Below are 15,786 nucleotides of genomic sequence, written 5' to 3' on the forward strand. Positions count from 1 at the left end.
CAGGCCTGAAGATCGCCCGGTTATGGGCCCACCCAGACACAATCGACAGGCCTATGCCAATTGATGAGGTTATTGGCGCAAATCCGACTTCCACTTTTCCGCAAGCGCGTTAAATGACCATCAGGATGACCCAGACAAACACTGATGGGGACGAGCTTGCCCGCTGCGACAGGCGGAGCGACAGCGGTCCGTTTGACATCATCGGAGACGTGCACGGGTGCGCAGGCGAGCTTGAAGCGCTCCTTGCGCGCCTCGGCTACCACGTGCGTTGGACCGGTACGCCGAGCGCGGCGGAGGTGACCGTCGTTCCTCCGCGCGGACGGCGAGCGGTGTTCGTCGGCGATCTCGTCGACCGCGGCCCGCGCGTGCCGGACACGCTGCGCATCGTCATGAGCATGGTTGAGGCCGGAACCGCCTACGCGGTGCCCGGAAACCACGACGTGAAGTTCCAGCGCTGGCTTGACGGCAAGGACGTCAAGCCGAGCCATGGCCTCGACCGCACGATCGCGCAGTTCGAGCCGGAGCCGAAGGCGTTCCGCATCGCCGTGCGCAAATTCCTGAAGGACCTCCCGATCTATGTCTGGCTCGACGGCGGCGGGCTCGCCGTAGCCCACGCCGGTATCAAGGAAGACATGCTCGGCCGCATCTCGGGCGAGATACGGCGCTTCTGCCTCTACGGCGAAACCTCGGGAGAGACAGACAAGTTCGGGCTGCCGATCCGGTATCACTGGGCCGTCGAGTACCGGGGCCATACGTCGGTCGTCTATGGTCATACTCCGGTACCGGACGCCGATTGGGTCAACAATACGTTGTGCATCGACACGGGCTGTTGCTTTGGCGGCAAGCTGACAGCGCTTCGCTGGCCGGAGCGTGAGATCGTCTCGGTGCCGGCCGCCGACATCTACACGATGCCTGTGCGCCCGTTCGGCCATCCACCGCCACGGCCCGGCGTCACAGCCTGACGCCCGCTTCATCGAACAGTGGATACGAAGCCTACTGCCAGGGAAGGCGCATTCCGCCAAACGACGAACGCTCGGCCGGTGCCTCCTGCGGCTGCGCCGGCTCGAGCACGTTGCCGCCGAAGGTCTGCAGCTCGAGTACCGCTAGCGACCGCTCTGAAATGCCATCGGCGCGGAACCGCAGCGCCCCATCGACGCCGGTAAAACCTGCCGGACGCGTCAGCGCCGCTGCCGTGAACCGCTGCCCCGGCTCCGCCGACGACAGCGTGATGGCGATGCTGACTGCATCGTAGGAGAGGCTCGCGAGTCGCGGCGGTACCTGCCCGAATGCGCGCGAGAACCGCTGCACGAAGTCCGTCCAGCCGTGCGGATCAGGACCGGGATACCATCCACCCACGAAGACCGGGCTGCGCCCCGCACTCGGAAAATCCCACGCGCCGGTGCCGATCAGCTGAAGGCGATCGCTGCGAATACCAGCGTAGGTGAGGATCGGATCGAGCTGAGGCAACGCCGTCTCACCCGCCGCCACCAGCAATACGTCGATCGGCGTTGTGGAATCCCCACTCTGCTGCACTTCGCCCGCAAGCGGCTGCACGGCCTCAAGCATGGCGTTGGCCTCGAGTGGGAAAGAAGTGACGGCCGCTACCGCACCTCCATTGCGCGCGACGGCCTCCTTGAATGGGGAAGCCACCACACGACCGTAGCCGTCATCCGGCACCAGAGCCGCGAAGCGCCGTTTCCCACGACCGGCCGCAAACGCGACGATGCGCTCGACCTCCTGCTCCGGCAGCACGCCCATGAGATAGACGCCATCACCGGCGGCATTGCGGTCATTGGAGAAGCTGAGAACGGGCACCTTCGAGCCGCGCGCGACAGCCGCCGCGGATTTCGCACCCTCGCCTGTGATCGGCCCGACGATGATTTCGGCTCCTTCGCCGATCGCCTCTTGCGCCGCCTGGCTCGCCCCCTGCGGCGTGCCCTTGTCGTCCTTGACGATGAGCTGCACAAGCGGATTGTTGAGATCGAGGAGTGCGAGCTCCGCCGCCTGCTTCAGGCCCTTGGCCGTCACCGTGTGAGAGCCGTAACCGGAGAGCGGAAGCAGGAGCCCGATACGAACCGGCTTCTTCGGCTGGCCAACGGCGCCCGGCTTTTCTTGCTCGGTGAACGCCGAGGTCACCCCTTCGGAGGCGCCGAAGTTCGTGGCGCAGGCCGCGACGAGCAGCGGCACCGCCGTTATCGCGCCGAGACGGCAGATCATGCGCGCTCGGCTCCGGACGCGTTGCGTCATCCGCGCAAGCCCGGTTTTGACCATTTCAGCGGCCCCTTGCAGCCGGCACGAATAGGTCGTCACGCGGAAAGCCCCATGAGCAGATTAGAGACACGCACACTAAATGGGCTTGCGGCCCCGGGCCCTCGTCATCATGAGATTGGTAACAAGGTCCCCCCGCGAGGGTGAAGTGAAATATGGAGGCCCGATCAATATCTCCTGGATTTTCACCAGGGCATGGAGTGAAAGAGAAGCTCCGCACCGGGGCGCCCCCGCCCGCCCTGGCGCGCCAGCTCCCCCACAAGAGGCCGAGATATGAGCAAGGAGTCTTCCGAGACCCGACAGCCTGACGCGTCAGCCATCACCGGTCGCGTCGCCTCGGAGATCGAGCGTCAGCTCCGCCTGCCGCTGGCCCCGGGGCTCTACCTCGTCGCAACGCCCATTGGTCATCTGGCCGATATGACAGTGCGCGCCATCGCCACGCTGGCGAACGCCGATGTGATTTACTGCGAGGACACGCGCCACAGCCGCACGCTTCTCTCGCACTACGCGATCCACGTGCCGCTAAGGCCCTATCATGAGCATAACGCCGACGAGCAGCGGCCGCGCATTCTGCGAGAGTTGGCCGACGACCGGGCCGTAGCGCTGATCAGCGACGCGGGCACGCCGCTCGTCTCCGACCCTGGTTTCAAGCTCGTGCGAGAATGTTGCGCGCTCGGTCATCAAGTGACGGCCATCCCTGGTCCCTCGGCCACGCTGACGGCACTGACCGTCGCCGGCTTGCCGACGGACGCCTTTTTTTTCGCGGGCTTCCTGCCGGCCAAGGAAGGCGCGCGAAGGTCTCGCCTTGCGGAACTCGCCGCCGTCCCCGGCACGCTGATTTTTTTCGAAGCCCCGACGCGGGCCGCCGCAACACTGACCGATCTCGCCACCGTGCTCGGAAAACGTGAAGCGGCCGTGGCCCGTGAGCTGACGAAGCTGCACGAGGAGGTCCGCCGCGGTCGTCTCCCCGATCTGGCCGACGCCCTTGCGACCGAGCCGCCGAAAGGCGAGATCGTGATCGTGGTCGGCCCGCCACAGCCCGCCGAGGTCGACGATACGATGATCGAGATTGAACTCGCACCCGCACTCGAAAAACTGAGCCTGCGCGACGCCTCCCGCGTCGTGGCGGAAACGCTGAACGTCCCCAAGGCCCGGGTCTATGACGTGGCCCTCGCCTTGAAGCGTCGCGCCGAGAGCTGAACTCTGATGCCAAAGCGCCCGACCTCACCGAGCGACTGGGAGGCGGAGCGTCGTGCCCGTAACCGCGACGGCAGACGCGCGGAATGGATCGCCGCCGTCGCGCTCTCACTGCGCGGCTACCGCATTCTGGCACGGCGCGCCAAGACCCCGCTTGGCGAGATCGATCTTATTGCCGTGCGGGGCCGACGCCTGGCGTTCGTGGAAGTCAAGCGCCGTGCAACGCGCGAGGCGGCGGAGGCCGCAATTAACCCAACCCAACGCGCCCGCATTCGCCGCGCCGCCGATCTCTGGCTCGCCCGTAATCCGCGCTATCAGGCCCACGAATTGGGCTTCGACATCCTGTTCCTGATCGGGCGCCGCTGGCCGCAATACCTCCCCAACGCCCTCTAGAGCTTCCGAAAAGTCCCCTAGGGGCTGCACACGAACATGTGTGATTGCCAGGACTTCCCGTCCGCACCCGTGATGAATTATACGCTACAGTGTTACATGGGGACCATGTGAAACCCGAACGAGGCACGTGGAGGAAACACACTATGAGAAATTGGACTGCTGGCCTGATGCTGGCCACCGGGGCTTTGATGGTAGGAGCCGGGACGGCATCAGCCGCGAGCCTCGTCTCGGCCAAGAAGCTCGAGATCAACGTCGACGAGACAAAGACCGAGGAAGAGCGCCGGGCGCTCTGGGCCAAAGTCGGGGGATGGTGCGCGATCTCGGAATGGCACCCTGTCGTCGAGAAATGCGAGGAGAGCAAGGAGGGTGACGACACCTTCCGAACCCTGACGCTCAAGGACGGCGGCAAGATCAAGGAGAAGCTCGTCGATACCGGCAGCACGAGCTACCGCTACGAGATCATCGAGAGTCCCCTGCCGGTGAAGAATTACGAGGCGCAGTTCTCGGTCACGCCCGATGATGACGACCTCGACGAAATCAACGTCGGCTGGAGCGCCACCTACGATCCGGCCGACGGCACCGACGCCAAGGAAGCCCGCAAGGTCATCGACGGCATCTTCAAGGACGGCATCGACGCCATCGAGGCAAAATACGGCAACTCGGACGACGATGACGACGACAAGAAGTAGGATCGGCGCAAGCCGGCACGGTTGAGCTTCAAAATAATGGGCACGGTTCCGAATCCGGACCGTGCCCTTCGATCTAATGGCCCCTAGAATAGCCGCTCGCGCGTCGCGAATGCAGCCGTCAAAGCTGCAACAGCAGAACAAGAACGAAGATATGGAGGAGGAAACCGGATGAGCCGACTTTATGGCCCCCAGCATCGTGAGTTGCAGAATCACTTCGAAAGCCGCGCGATGGCCGACCGCATCGAGCTGATCGCGGCCAAGTCCGAGCTTGACGACATGGCGCGCGCCTTCATCGAAAGCCGGGACATGTTCTTCCTGTCGTCGGTCGACCACAACGGGCGGCCCACGGTTTCCTACAAAGGCGGCGACCCCGGCTTTGTGCGCGCGCTCGACTCCAGGACGCTCGCCTTTCCGAGCTACGACGGCAACGGCATGTACTATTCCGTCGGCAACATCGCCTCTAATCCCGAGATCGGCTGCCTCTTCATCGATTTCGAAAAACCGTTTCGACTGCGCCTGCAGGGCCGCGGCGAGCTGGTGAAGGATGGCCCCCTGATGGACCTGTTCCAGGAAGCCGAGCTTGTCGTCAAAGTCACCATCTCGGACGTCTGGATGAATTGCCCGCGCTACGTGCACCGCTACCGCAAGGAGGCGGCCTCCCGCTACGTGCCGCGCGTCGACGCCGCAACGCCGCTCTGCGAATGGAAGCGGATCGATGGCCTGCAGGACATTCTGCGCCCGCACGAGCTGGCGGCCGTAGAGAAAGCAGGCACCATTACCGAGGAGGAATGGATGGGCCGCGTTGCGACGGGCGACGAGAAAGCCTGACCGCCGTCACCTCGCTTAACCCGCGCCAGTCACGGACCGTCAATATTAACAAGCACTTGTGCGGCGCACCGGTTGCGCCAGCAAGGACTCTGGTTGGCGAGCCCGCTATGATCCTTCGCGTCGGGTCATGGAGTTCGATCATGCGTGGGATGTCCCGCTTCGCCGTATACGGCCTGTTGACCGCTACGGTCATCGTCTCGAATGCAGGCAGCCTGACCGCCGCCCCGTTGTCGGCCGCAGCGACCGTCTCAAACTCCGACACGCTGCGGATCGATGTCGGCAGGCGCTGGTACCGCGGCTACAAGGACGACTTCTACTACCCGCCGGAATATTACCTGCCACCTCCCCCACGGGTGCGCGTTTACCGCTACGAGCCGCCGCCGGTCGTCGTCTACGAGCCACCGGTTTACGGCTGGATCGCGCTCCCACCGCCCCCTTCGAGCTGCGGCAAGTACCGCTACTGGAACGGCGACCGCTGCGCGGACGCGCGCTATGATCCACCTTATATCGGGCCGCGCTGGTAGCACCCCCTCGCTCATCCTATGATTGTCTCGCAACCCTCTCGGCACGAGATAGAGGTCGCGAAGATGTCACCGCTCTTGGTCTCCGCCTTCGTCCTCGCATGTACGTTCGGCGCCACGCTCTTGGCCGTCCTCGCGGCTCGCCTCCTTCCGACGGGACATCTGACCGGAGCTTCCAAGGAGACCATTCATGCCATTATGGGCATCATGGCGCTGCTTGCGGCCGTCGTGCTCGGCCTCCTCATCTATTCCGCCAAGACCTCGTTCGACACGAAGGACACGGAATTCAGGCACGCATCCGCAAAGGTCGTTCTTCTCGACCGCGTGCTGGCCCATTACGGACCCGACGCCGGGCCGGCGCGCGGGCATCTGCGCGAGGCGGTGCAGAGGAAGCTTGCCGCGCTCAATCCGAAAGCGCTCCCCGCCGATCATGGCAGCGAGGCGACGTTCGTTGCCATTGAAGCCATCCAGGACGAGATTCGGGGCTTTCAACCGACCACCGATGCACAGCGTTGGCTCAAAGACCGCGCCCTCGCCGTGAGCAGTGACATCGCCGAGGCACGTTGGTTCCTGCTCGACGACCTGGACAGCACGATGCCCATGCCGTTCCTCGTGGTGCTGGTGTTCTGGCTGGCCCTGATCTTTTTCTCCCATGGCCTCTTCGCGCCACCCAATGTCACGGTGTTGTCGCTCATGCTTTTTTGCGCCGTGTCGCTGTCGGCCGCCATTTACCTCATGCTCGAGATGAACAATTCGCTCGAAGGGCCTATTTCCATCTCGACTGAACCCCTCGGCAGGGCACTCGAGAGGCTTGGAAGGTAGGGGCCGGACAGCAGTAATCTGACCGCAGGAGAGCAATGAGGGTAGCAGGGGAAAGAAACGACGGCATAGTCGCTTGCTACTCTTCACCCGTCTCGTGCTAAGCCTCAGCGCGGTTGCCATTTTCGAGAGCCCCACATGCCCCTGCGCGTAGCCTTCCAGATGGACCCCATCGAGCGGATCGACATCCGCGGCGACAGCACGTTCGCGATCCTGCTCGAGGCCGAGCGGCGCGGGCACGAGAGCTTCTACTACACACCTCAGAACCTGGCCCTCGACGGCCGCGACCTGATCGCCGCCGGTCACGCACTGAGCGTGATCGACAAGGTCGGCGACCATTATCGCTTGGGCCGCCACAGCCGGGAGAACCTCGCCGACTGGGACGTGGTGCTCTTGCGCCAGGACCCGCCGTTCGACATGGCCTACATCACGACCACACACCTGCTCGAGCGCATCCACCCCAGGACGCTGGTGGTCAACAACCCGGCGCACGTGCGCAACGCCCCCGAAAAAATCTTCGTCCTCGACTTTCTCGACCTGATGCCAGCGACGCTGGTCACGCGATCGCTCGACGACGTGCTGGCCTTCCGCCGCACCCACAAGGACATCATCCTGAAGCCGCTCTACGGCAACGGCGGCGCCAGCGTCTTCCGCATCCGCCCCGAGGACACCAACCTCGGCGCGCTGGTGGAGTTGTTCCAGACCGTCTTCCGCGAGCCCTTCATGGTGCAGGAATACCGCCCAGAGGTGCGCGAAGGCGACAAGCGCATCATCCTCGTCGACGGCGAGATCGCTGGCGCCATCAACCGCGTGCCGGCCGAGGGCGAGACACGCTCCAACCTGCACGTCGGCGGTACCGCCGCGAAGACGGAGCTGACCGACCGCGAGCGCGAGATCTGCACCCGCTTGGGCCCGGAGCTGAAGCGACGCGGCCTGCTGTTCACCGGCATCGACGTCATCGGCGGCTACCTGACCGAGATCAACGTCACCTCGCCGACCGGCATCCGCCAGGTGAAAGCCTTCGGCGGCCCCGACATCGCGGCCCTGATCTGGGATGCCATCGAAGCCAAGGTCGCCGCGAAGGCGGCATAGGGCGAAAAACTGATCTGCGTCAGATTTTTATCCGTCGGCGGGCGGCGCGAGCGACGATAGGACCTCGCCTCGCCGGCCGCGAACCGGTGTAGAAGAGCGCAAGCCACCGCAAACTTGCGACGGTGACCGCCGACGATCCGACAGGGATCCGCCTCTCGCCGCACGCCAGAAGCGCCTCCTCGGTCTCACCTACGCCGACGATCCCGCCGCTCCTTGTCAAAGGAGACGGAGTGAATGGATGTGCCCGCGCACAATCCCCTGAAACCCCTGCCGCCGACGTTCCGCGAGCTGTTCACGCCAAAGCTCGTCACACTGCTCCGGGAGGGCTACCGCGCCCGCGATTTCACGGCCGACGCCTTTGCCGGCCTGACCGTCGCCATCGTCGCGCTGCCGCTCGCGATGGCCATCGCGGTCGCCTCGGGGCTGTCGCCCGAAAAGGGACTGTACACGGCCATCATCGGCGGCTTCCTGATCTCTGCGCTCGGCGGTAGCCGATTCCAGATCGGGGGACCCGCAGGCGCTTTCATCGTGCTGATCGCCGCCATCGTCGAGCGCCACGGCTACGACGGCCTCGTGCTGGCAACCGCCATGGCCGGGCTGATGATGACGGCGGCCGGATTCCTAAGGCTCGGCACCTACGTCAAATACATCCCCCTCCCGGTTACGATCGGCTTCACGGCGGGCATCGCCGTTATCATTCTGGCCAGCCAGCTCAAGGAGCTTCTCGGCCTCGACATGACCAAGGAGCCGTCCGCGCTGGCGCCGAAGCTCGCCGCAATATGGGACGCGCTTGGCACCATAAACCCAGCGGCTCTCGCGGTTTCAATCGGCTCCGTCGCGATCATCGTAGGCCTGCGGCGCTTCCGTCCGCGGTGGCCCGGCATGCTGATTGCCGTCACCGGAACGGCGGCCTTCGTCGCGGCTGTTGGGCTCGACGTCGCCACCATCGGTTCGCGCTTCGGCGACGTCCCCCGCACGCTGCCGCTGCCATCATTGCCGGAGTTCGATCTGGCCAAGGTCCGCGCCGTGTTCCCGGACGCGCTTGCCATCGCCTTGCTGGGTGCCATCGAAAGCCTGCTCTCGGCCGTCGTCGCCGACGGCATGAGCGGCCGCAAGCACCGATCGAACTGCGAGCTGGTGGCCCAAGGCGTGGCCAACGTCGCCTCAGTCACCTTCGGCGGCATGTGCGCAACCGGCACCATTGCCCGCACCGCGACCAACGTGCGCGCCGGTGCCATCAGTCCCGTTTCGGGGATGCTGCACGCGGTTTATCTGCTGCTCTTCCTGCTCGTGGCCGCGCCGCTCGCAGCCTACGTGCCGCTCGCGAGCCTCGGCGGCGTGCTTGTCGTCGTGGCCTGGAACATGGCGGAGAAGGAAGAGTTCGCGGGTCTGCTACGAGCCTCGTGGGGCGACGCGACCGTGCTCATGGTCACGTTCCTGCTCACGATCTTCGAGGATCTCACCATCGCCATTGCCGTTGGCGTGACTCTCGGCGCCTTCCTCTTCATGCACCGCATGGCCGAGAACGTGGAAGTCGCGACCGGCAGTCATCTCGTTGCCGAGGATGAGGCAGACGCAACCGGCGCCGAGCGCACCGGCTACGAGCCCGCGCAATACGGCAGCGATGTCGTCGTCTACCGCATCTCGGGCGCCTTCTTTTTCGCAGCGACAGCCTCCGTCCACAGCGCCTTGGACCGTATCGGCGAACGTCCGCGCGTATTCATCCTCGATTTTTCGGATGTACCGCTCGTGGACAGTACAGCGGCAAAATCCCTCGAAGGCTTCGCCCGCAAACTAGAGCGTGCCGGGACGCACGTGTATTTCGCCGCGGCACGCCGCTCCGTACGTCGTACGCTCGCGCGTGCCGGCCTGCGCCCGCCCCTCGTCGCTTACACTCCGTCGGTCATAGAGGCACTAAAGATGGCGCAGGTCGAGTCCGCTCCGAGGTCAGCGCCGTAAGCACGCTTGAACCTAGCCTGCCCGCTGTTCCACCGCACCATCACGCGGCGGGCGGATCCTCGGCCTCACTCACTGAGGCGCTCAGTGGGTCGAAATTCGTCACGGTTTGCGCGGCAATGGCGGCATCGGTGAAGACCACGCGGTCCTCTGCAATTTCGGGGCGGCGGCGCATACGCTCCACGACGTAGGCAATAAGGACGATGTGGACCCCAGCCGTGAACATGTACAGCGTGGGCATACCAGCGTATTGCTTCCAGACGGACGGGAGCAACGGCCCCGCCGCCGCGCCCACACTGTAGATCAAGAGCAGCCCGCTCGACACCTCGACATAGTCGTGCGGCTCCGCGACGTCGTTGGCGTGGGCGACCGCCAGCGGATAGAGCGGAAACGAGCCGAAACCGAAGAATACGCCCGCAGCCATGATTGCAGTATGGTCAGCTGCGGGAATGAGCACGGTTGCAACCGCCGCCGCGATTGCAATGGCAGCAGCAACGAGCATGACGATGCGTCGATCCATGCGATCGGAGATCACCCCAAGCGGCCACTGCCCGAGCGCCCCGCCGAGAACGACAGCACTCATATAAAGTCCGACATTCACGACATCCATGCCGAGGTTCTGGGCGAAAACCGGACCGAGTGTCCAGAAAGACCCGTTTGCAAGGCCGACGGCGAAGCACCCTCCGACCCCGACCGGCGAGATACCGTAAAGCCGAAAGAGCCGTGGTCGAACGAACTCAGCGGGCGTAGGCGTCGACGCCGCAGTGAACGCAACGGGAATCGCAGCGATAGACACGAGAATTGACGCCAGCCCGAACAAGGCAAAGGAACTCGGCTGTGCAAGCCCGATCATCATCTGGCCGGCCGTGAGCACCGTCAGATTGATCATGATATAAACGGAAAATACGGCGCCCCTTGATTGATTGTCCGCCTTCGCGTTGAGCCAGCTTTCGATCACGATGTAGAGCACGGCAAAGCAATAACCGGAGAAGGCGCGCAACACCCACCAGAGCACGGGATCGACCTCCATCGCGTGCAAGATCGGCACCGCCGACGCGAGCGATGTCATTGCGAGAAAAGCTCGGATATGCCCGGCCCGCCGCACAAGTATCGGCCCATGCACGCAGCCCGCCGTGAAGCCGACGAAATAGGCGGTGCCGAGCAGGCCGATTTCGAGAGGAATGAAATTCTCTAGATTTGCCCGGACCGGGATCAGTGTGATTTGAAGGCCGTTGCCCGCAAGCAAAACCGCCACGCTGACGAGAAGCGCAGACACGGGCGCAATAGCGCCTAGGAGCGAAAAGGGTGTCGATACCCCCCGATTCAACGCGATCCGTTCCCGATAACAACCTCTAACCGATGCGAAGCACCGTACCCGATTGATTTCGGGTAAGCTGGCCCTGCCGTTCAAACACTCGGAGGATCAGATAGTTCAACACGCCGTATCGATAAAAATCACGCGATGGCGCACTCGCCCTCGGCGCCGATTCCATCAGAGACGCAACAGACGATACATCACCAGCGCATCGACATCGCCAAGCGTCGGATGAGCGAAAGCAGCCGGCAGGCGCCCCACAATCTCGAACCCTAGGCTCTGCCACAGCCGAACGGCCCGCGTGTTCGTGCTGACGACCAGATTGAACTGCATAGCCCGAAACCCACGCTCACGAGCGCGGTCGAGCGAATGCAAGCACATCGCCCGGGCGACACCGCGGCCTGCGAACGTAGCGCCGGTCACATAGCCGCAGTTGGCAACATGTGCCCCTCCACCGGCCTGATTGGCTTTGAGATAATAGGTACCGGCAATCTCCCCATTCATCTCAGCAACAAAGGTCTCGCGATCAGCCCCGGTCCAATACTGAAGCGCGGCCTCCCGGGACATATCGTGCGGCAGCGCATACGTCTCACCGGCTCGGATCACAGGCTCGAGGAGACGCCACAGCGCTTCGGCGTCAGTCTCGCGATAAGGTCGGATTGGCATGCGATCAGCCGATCGGGGGGTGCGCCCAGGGATCATAGCTGCCGAAGCTCCAGGTATGCCCTTCGGGGTCGCGCACGGAATAGCTGCACCCTCCATAGCTTTCGCCGCGCGGCGCGATCACGGTCTCGGCACCCGCGGCCGAGGCGCGTGCGAAATGCGAATCCACATTGTCGACGATGACGTAGATCGACTGCGTGCACCGCCCGCCCGCGCGCTCAGGCAACGTCATGACCATTTTCCCAAATTCGCCGCCACCATCTGGCCCGAGCATGATCATGCCGTTCACAAAGGTCAGCTCGGCGTGCACGACCTTACCGGCTTCGTTCCGATAGACCGCGCGCGCCTCGAAGCCGAATGCACGAACGAGCCACTCCAGGGCGGCGTCGGCGTCCTTGTAGCCGAGGCAAGAGATCAGTCGGCTGCCCGTGAAATTGTCGGTCATATCGAAACTCCCTGCGGCTCCTGGCGGGTGTGCCATGATCATAAAATAAGCAAATCGAGTGTGACCATTCTCCTGACACGCTCGCGCGACGGATTTCCGGCGCTCGGGACGTTCCTCCTACGGATCATGAGTAGGGGGACGCGATGTACGGCACCATCGCAACGGTCGCATTCGTAGGCGTCGAGGCGCGCCCAGTCGAGGTCCAGGTGCGAATCTCGCCCGGCCAACAAGCCTTCGCCATCGTGGGCCTACCCGACAAGGCCGTTGCCGAAAGCCGCGAACGCGTACGCAACGCGCTGCACGCCGTGGGCCTCGGGCTGCCGTACAAGCACATCACGGTCAACCTCGCACCCGCCGATCTACCGAAGGAAGGCAGCCATTTCGACCTTGCCATCGTGCTCGCTCTTATGGTCGCGATGGAGGCCATCGCCCCGGATGCCATCGAGCGCTACGCCGCCGTCGGCGAGCTTGCCCTCGACGGCTCGATACGCCCGATCCCAGGCGCCCTCCCGGCCGCAATCGGCGCCAACGCACTTGCCAAGGGCCTGATCTGCCCCGCCGAATGCGGCCCCGAGGCCGCCTGGGCCGGCGAGGACGTGGATATCCTCGCGGCGCCGCACCTCCTATCGCTCGTTAATCATTTCAAAGGCTTGCAAACGCTGAGCAGACCGAAGCCAGCGCTGTCGCGAGAGACAACGACACTACCTGACCTCCGCGACGTGCGCGGCCAGGAAAGCGCCAAGCGCACGCTCGAGGTCGCGGCCGCCGGCGGCCACAACCTCCTGATGATCGGTCCTCCCGGCTCAGGTAAGTCCATGCTCGCCGCACGCCTGCCCTCGATCCTGCCGTCACTGACGCCGGAGGAGATGCTCGAGGTCTCGATGGTGCACAGCCTCGCCGGTGAGCTGATGGGGGGCAAGCTGTGCACCGAGCGCCCGTTTCGCGCACCGCATCATTCGGCGAGCATGGCGGCGCTGGTCGGAGGTGGCACGCGCCCGCGCCCCGGCGAAGCAAGCCTCGCCCATCTCGGCGTGCTGTTCCTCGACGAGCTGCCCGAGTTCCAGCCGGCCGTGCTCGATGCCCTGCGCCAACCGCTCGAAACCGGGGAGCTCGTCATCGCGCGCGCCAACCATCGCATCGCCTACCCTGCTCGCCTGCAGCTCATCGCGGCGATGAACCCCTGCCGATGCGGCGGCGGCCCAGGGCAGACCTGCAAGCGCGGCCCTCGCTGCGCGGCCGATTATCAAGCCCGCATCTCGGGCCCGCTATTGGACCGCATCGATCTCCAGATCGAGGTCCCGGCCGTATCGGCATCCGATCTCGTGCTGCCGCCTCCGAAGGAAGGTAGCGCCGAGGTTCGCACCCGCGTCAGCGCGGCCCGCAGCCTCCAGCGCGAGCGCTTCAAGGCCTATGGCGCAACGAGCCTCCGCACCAATGCCGAATGCACGGGGCACGCCCTGGAAAAATTCGCCCAGCCGGACGACGCCGGCCTGGCACTAATCCGTCAGGCCGCCGACACACTGAAGCTCTCTGCGCGGGGGTATCATCGCACGCTGCGTGTTGCACGCACGCTCGCTGACCTTGATGGCACGGATAGTGTCGGCCGCATACACGTGGCGGAAGCGCTATCCTACCGCGGCGAGACACTGCGCAGCCAGCCCGCCGTATGAAAAGTGGGCCGCAGCATGCACCCACGGCCCACTTTCCAGCAGCTATTCCGGGCGTCTAATCCTTGATGCCCTTTTGAATCTTCGCCGCAACGATGGTGTTCTGCAGCAGGCATGCGATGGTCATCGGCCCGACACCACCCGGCACCGGCGTGATCGCGCCCGCGACCTCAGCGCATTCGTCATAAGCAACGTCGCCGACGAGCTTAGTCTTGCCGTTTTCACCCGGCACGCGGTTGATGCCGACATCGATAACGATAGCGCCCGGCTTGATCCAATCGCGCTTGACCATCTCGGGAATGCCGACGGCCGCAACCAGGAGATCGGCACCACGGCACACAGCCGGAAGGTCCTTGGTCTTGGAATGCGCGATCGTCACCGTGCAGCTCTCGCGCAGAAGCAATGCGGCCATCGGCTTGCCCACGATGTTCGAGCGACCGATGACGACAGCATTCAGACCCTTGAGGTCCTTGGCCACCGTCTTGGCAAGAATGGCCGATCCTGTGGGCGTGCACGGTACGAGCGCCCGCTCGCCGATCCAAAGACGGCCAACGTTGGTCGGGTGGAAACCATCGACGTCCTTGTCCGGGTGGATCGAGTTGAGCACCTTCTCGGCGTTGACGTGCTTCGGCAGCGGCAACTGCACGAGGATGCCGTTGACGTTCGGATTGGCATTGAGGCGCTGCACCAGCGCCAGGATCTCGCTCTCGCTGGTCGTGTCCGCCAGCTTGTATTCGAACGACTGCATGCCGACTTCGACGGTCTGCGCGGCCTTGTTCTTGACGTAGACCTTGCTCGCAGGATCTTCTCCAACGAGAACAACCGCGAGACCCGGCGTCAGGCCATGGCTCGCCTGGAGCGCTTTGACGTCGACCGCCACCTGCTTGCGGACATCGGCCGCGATCGCCTTGCCATCAATGATCTGGGCCGCCATGGGCCTCCCTCCTCTTTTTTTCACACTCGTTTTTTGCGTCACTCAAGTTCGGCCAGCCTGCCGGCCAACCGAGCCTCGATCTCCTTTGCGTCGCCGGCGATCTCGACCGATTTCACGCGCGATTTTCCACCCTTGACGAGCCGCACACTGCCTTGCGACACGCCGAGCCAACCAGCCAGAAGCTTGATGAGAGCGGCGTTGGCCTCCCCCTCCGCGGGCACCGCGCGCACGCGGGCCTTGAGGGCAGGCCCCTCAACCGTGTCCTCAACGCCATCGACGGCATCTTTGGACGATTTCGGCGTGATCCGCACGCGCACGATGACGCACGCGCCACCATGCCGCCACGGCAGCGCCGAGGGGTCCGACCTCCCGGCAAACGCCGTCACAGGAAGAGCTTGGCGATGTTCGGCAGCACTACGCTCTGGATGAAGAAAATGCCGAGCAGCAGCACCAGAGGCGAAAAGTCGATGCCACCGAAATCAGGCAGAGCATTGCGAATCGGCCTCAGCACGGGCTCGGTCACCGCCGCAAGAGCCTGCGCCAGCGCGCTGACGAACCGGTTGTAAGGGTTCACTACGCCGAACGCCATGAGCCAGCTCAGGATCACCGAAGCCAGGATGACATAGACATAGAGCGTGAGGAGATAACTGATGAAGCCGAGCAGCTCGATCATTGGGCGCCCAATCCTTAGGTGCGTCGGAAAAGCTAGCTCCGACGTGTAGCTGCTGAGACCCAGGGCGGCAAGCCATCACGGCTCCAGCCCCACAGTCGCGCGACATGAAAACGGCCTCGATCAACCAGCGGGCGACCTGCTGGCGATTTCTTGACAAGCTCGAGAGCCGGACGGTAAATGCCCGAACCTTGGGCTCGGCTGCGCCGTCCCAAGTCCCATGATGTCCCATGGCTCGGGGCCGTAGCTCAGATGGGAGAGCGCTGCAATCGCACTGCAGAGGTCAGGGGTTCGATTCCCCTCGGCTCCACCAATTAAATCAAGACGTT

At 64.1% G+C, this 15,786-nt stretch carries 17 protein-coding genes and 1 tRNA gene; 11 read left to right on the forward strand and 7 right to left on the reverse strand.

The window, feature by feature from the left end:
- The first annotated feature begins 125 nt into the window (after positions 1-125).
- Positions 126-962, forward strand: coding sequence for a metallophosphoesterase (locus CS1GBM3_RS12020; protein WP_244534637.1), 837 nt, complete (start codon positions 126-128; stop codon positions 960-962).
- A 31-nt stretch (positions 963-993) separates the two neighbouring features.
- Here the strand turns inward: CS1GBM3_RS12020 and CS1GBM3_RS12025 are convergent, their stop codons facing one another.
- Positions 994-2,217, reverse strand: a complete 1,224-nt coding sequence (locus CS1GBM3_RS12025; RefSeq protein ID WP_171946486.1) for a penicillin-binding protein activator — start codon at positions 2,215-2,217, stop codon at positions 994-996.
- 324 nt (positions 2,218-2,541) lie between these two features.
- On the opposite strand from CS1GBM3_RS12025, the gene rsmI reads away from it, so the two are divergent.
- From rsmI to CS1GBM3_RS12065, 8 genes are all read left to right on the forward strand, one after another.
- Positions 2,542-3,468 (forward strand): 16S rRNA (cytidine(1402)-2'-O)-methyltransferase, encoded by a 927-nt coding sequence (gene rsmI, locus CS1GBM3_RS12030; protein ID WP_072395573.1) that lies wholly within the window; start codon positions 2,542-2,544, stop codon positions 3,466-3,468.
- A 6-nt stretch (positions 3,469-3,474) separates the two neighbouring features.
- Complete coding sequence (locus tag CS1GBM3_RS12035; protein WP_072395575.1) at positions 3,475-3,858, forward strand: YraN family protein; 384 nt, start codon at positions 3,475-3,477, stop codon at positions 3,856-3,858.
- Between the two features lie 143 nt (positions 3,859-4,001).
- Positions 4,002-4,547: an SRPBCC family protein gene (locus tag CS1GBM3_RS12040; protein WP_244534638.1), complete on the forward strand. Its 546-nt coding sequence runs from the start codon at positions 4,002-4,004 to the stop codon at positions 4,545-4,547.
- 168 nt (positions 4,548-4,715) lie between these two features.
- Complete coding sequence (locus CS1GBM3_RS12045; RefSeq protein WP_072395579.1) at positions 4,716-5,375, forward strand: pyridoxamine 5'-phosphate oxidase family protein; 660 nt, start codon at positions 4,716-4,718, stop codon at positions 5,373-5,375.
- 140 nt (positions 5,376-5,515) lie between these two features.
- Positions 5,516-5,899: a hypothetical protein gene (locus tag CS1GBM3_RS12050; RefSeq protein WP_139247903.1), complete on the forward strand. Its 384-nt coding sequence runs from the start codon at positions 5,516-5,518 to the stop codon at positions 5,897-5,899.
- 63 nt (positions 5,900-5,962) lie between these two features.
- Positions 5,963-6,718 (forward strand): bestrophin-like domain, encoded by a 756-nt coding sequence (locus CS1GBM3_RS12055; protein WP_072395582.1) that lies wholly within the window; start codon positions 5,963-5,965, stop codon positions 6,716-6,718.
- Positions 6,719-6,853: 135 nt separating this feature from the next.
- The gene (gene gshB / locus CS1GBM3_RS12060; RefSeq protein WP_072395584.1) at positions 6,854-7,807 is read left to right on the forward strand and encodes a glutathione synthase; all 954 of its coding nucleotides are present in this window, start codon (positions 6,854-6,856) and stop codon (positions 7,805-7,807) included.
- A 234-nt stretch (positions 7,808-8,041) separates the two neighbouring features.
- Positions 8,042-9,766 (forward strand): SulP family inorganic anion transporter, encoded by a 1,725-nt coding sequence (locus tag CS1GBM3_RS12065; RefSeq protein ID WP_072395586.1) that lies wholly within the window; start codon positions 8,042-8,044, stop codon positions 9,764-9,766.
- 40 nt (positions 9,767-9,806) lie between these two features.
- On the opposite strand, the gene CS1GBM3_RS12070 is transcribed toward CS1GBM3_RS12065, so the two are convergent.
- The 3 genes from CS1GBM3_RS12070 to CS1GBM3_RS12080 form a co-directional block, all read right to left on the reverse strand.
- On the reverse strand, positions 9,807-11,174 hold the full coding sequence (locus tag CS1GBM3_RS12070; protein ID WP_210186216.1) for an MFS transporter: 1,368 nt from the start codon (positions 11,172-11,174) through the stop codon (positions 9,807-9,809).
- Between the two features lie 81 nt (positions 11,175-11,255).
- Positions 11,256-11,744 (reverse strand): GNAT family N-acetyltransferase, encoded by a 489-nt coding sequence (locus CS1GBM3_RS12075; protein WP_072395590.1) that lies wholly within the window; start codon positions 11,742-11,744, stop codon positions 11,256-11,258.
- A gap of 4 nt (positions 11,745-11,748) precedes the next feature.
- Positions 11,749-12,186: a VOC family protein gene (locus CS1GBM3_RS12080; protein WP_072397452.1), complete on the reverse strand. Its 438-nt coding sequence runs from the start codon at positions 12,184-12,186 to the stop codon at positions 11,749-11,751.
- Positions 12,187-12,329: 143 nt separating this feature from the next.
- On the opposite strand from CS1GBM3_RS12080, the gene CS1GBM3_RS12085 reads away from it, so the two are divergent.
- Complete coding sequence (locus CS1GBM3_RS12085) at positions 12,330-13,856, forward strand: YifB family Mg chelatase-like AAA ATPase (RefSeq protein ID WP_072395592.1); 1,527 nt, start codon at positions 12,330-12,332, stop codon at positions 13,854-13,856.
- Positions 13,857-13,911: 55 nt separating this feature from the next.
- Here the strand turns inward: CS1GBM3_RS12085 and folD are convergent, their stop codons facing one another.
- From folD to CS1GBM3_RS12100, 3 genes are read right to left on the reverse strand one after another with little or no spacing between them, the layout of a single operon-like run.
- On the reverse strand, positions 13,912-14,787 hold the full coding sequence (gene folD / locus CS1GBM3_RS12090; RefSeq protein WP_072395594.1) for a bifunctional methylenetetrahydrofolate dehydrogenase/methenyltetrahydrofolate cyclohydrolase FolD: 876 nt from the start codon (positions 14,785-14,787) through the stop codon (positions 13,912-13,914).
- Between the two features lie 38 nt (positions 14,788-14,825).
- Complete coding sequence (locus CS1GBM3_RS12095; protein ID WP_072395596.1) at positions 14,826-15,173, reverse strand: DUF167 domain-containing protein; 348 nt, start codon at positions 15,171-15,173, stop codon at positions 14,826-14,828.
- A complete protein-coding gene (locus CS1GBM3_RS12100) occupies positions 15,170-15,460 on the reverse strand; it encodes a YggT family protein (protein WP_072395598.1) in 291 nt (96 codons plus the stop codon). Before CS1GBM3_RS12100 ends, CS1GBM3_RS12095 begins: the two co-directional genes overlap by 4 nt.
- 234 nt (positions 15,461-15,694) lie before the next feature.
- On the opposite strand from CS1GBM3_RS12100, the gene CS1GBM3_RS12105 reads away from it, so the two are divergent.
- Positions 15,695-15,770: transfer RNA gene (locus tag CS1GBM3_RS12105), tRNA-Ala, on the forward strand.
- Positions 15,771-15,786: the final 16 nt, after the last annotated feature.

The sequence above is a fragment of the Hyphomicrobium sp. CS1GBMeth3 genome, assembly GCF_900117455.1.
Taxonomy (GTDB): Bacteria; Pseudomonadota; Alphaproteobacteria; order Rhizobiales; family Hyphomicrobiaceae; genus Hyphomicrobium_C.

What these genes read in the sequence shown, in the direction of transcription:
- CS1GBM3_RS12020 (WP_244534637.1), top strand. Translation starts at nt 126, where the DNA reads ATGACCCAGACAAACACTGATGGGGACGAGCTTGCCCGCTGCGACAGG.
- CS1GBM3_RS12025 (WP_171946486.1), bottom strand. Translation starts at nt 2,217, where the DNA reads ATGATCTGCCGTCTCGGCGCGATAACGGCGGTGCCGCTGCTCGTCGCG.
- rsmI (WP_072395573.1), top strand. Translation starts at nt 2,542, where the DNA reads ATGAGCAAGGAGTCTTCCGAGACCCGACAGCCTGACGCGTCAGCCATC.
- CS1GBM3_RS12035 (WP_072395575.1), top strand. Translation starts at nt 3,475, where the DNA reads ATGCCAAAGCGCCCGACCTCACCGAGCGACTGGGAGGCGGAGCGTCGT.
- CS1GBM3_RS12040 (WP_244534638.1), top strand. Translation starts at nt 4,002, where the DNA reads ATGAGAAATTGGACTGCTGGCCTGATGCTGGCCACCGGGGCTTTGATG.
- CS1GBM3_RS12045 (WP_072395579.1), top strand. Translation starts at nt 4,716, where the DNA reads ATGAGCCGACTTTATGGCCCCCAGCATCGTGAGTTGCAGAATCACTTC.
- CS1GBM3_RS12050 (WP_139247903.1), top strand. Translation starts at nt 5,516, where the DNA reads ATGCGTGGGATGTCCCGCTTCGCCGTATACGGCCTGTTGACCGCTACG.
- CS1GBM3_RS12055 (WP_072395582.1), top strand. Translation starts at nt 5,963, where the DNA reads ATGTCACCGCTCTTGGTCTCCGCCTTCGTCCTCGCATGTACGTTCGGC.
- gshB (WP_072395584.1), top strand. Translation starts at nt 6,854, where the DNA reads ATGCCCCTGCGCGTAGCCTTCCAGATGGACCCCATCGAGCGGATCGAC.
- CS1GBM3_RS12065 (WP_072395586.1), top strand. Translation starts at nt 8,042, where the DNA reads ATGGATGTGCCCGCGCACAATCCCCTGAAACCCCTGCCGCCGACGTTC.
- CS1GBM3_RS12075 (WP_072395590.1), bottom strand. Translation starts at nt 11,744, where the DNA reads ATGCCAATCCGACCTTATCGCGAGACTGACGCCGAAGCGCTGTGGCGT.
- CS1GBM3_RS12080 (WP_072397452.1), bottom strand. Translation starts at nt 12,186, where the DNA reads ATGACCGACAATTTCACGGGCAGCCGACTGATCTCTTGCCTCGGCTAC.
- CS1GBM3_RS12085 (WP_072395592.1), top strand. Translation starts at nt 12,330, where the DNA reads ATGTACGGCACCATCGCAACGGTCGCATTCGTAGGCGTCGAGGCGCGC.
- folD (WP_072395594.1), bottom strand. Translation starts at nt 14,787, where the DNA reads ATGGCGGCCCAGATCATTGATGGCAAGGCGATCGCGGCCGATGTCCGC.
- CS1GBM3_RS12100 (WP_072395598.1), bottom strand. Translation starts at nt 15,460, where the DNA reads ATGATCGAGCTGCTCGGCTTCATCAGTTATCTCCTCACGCTCTATGTC.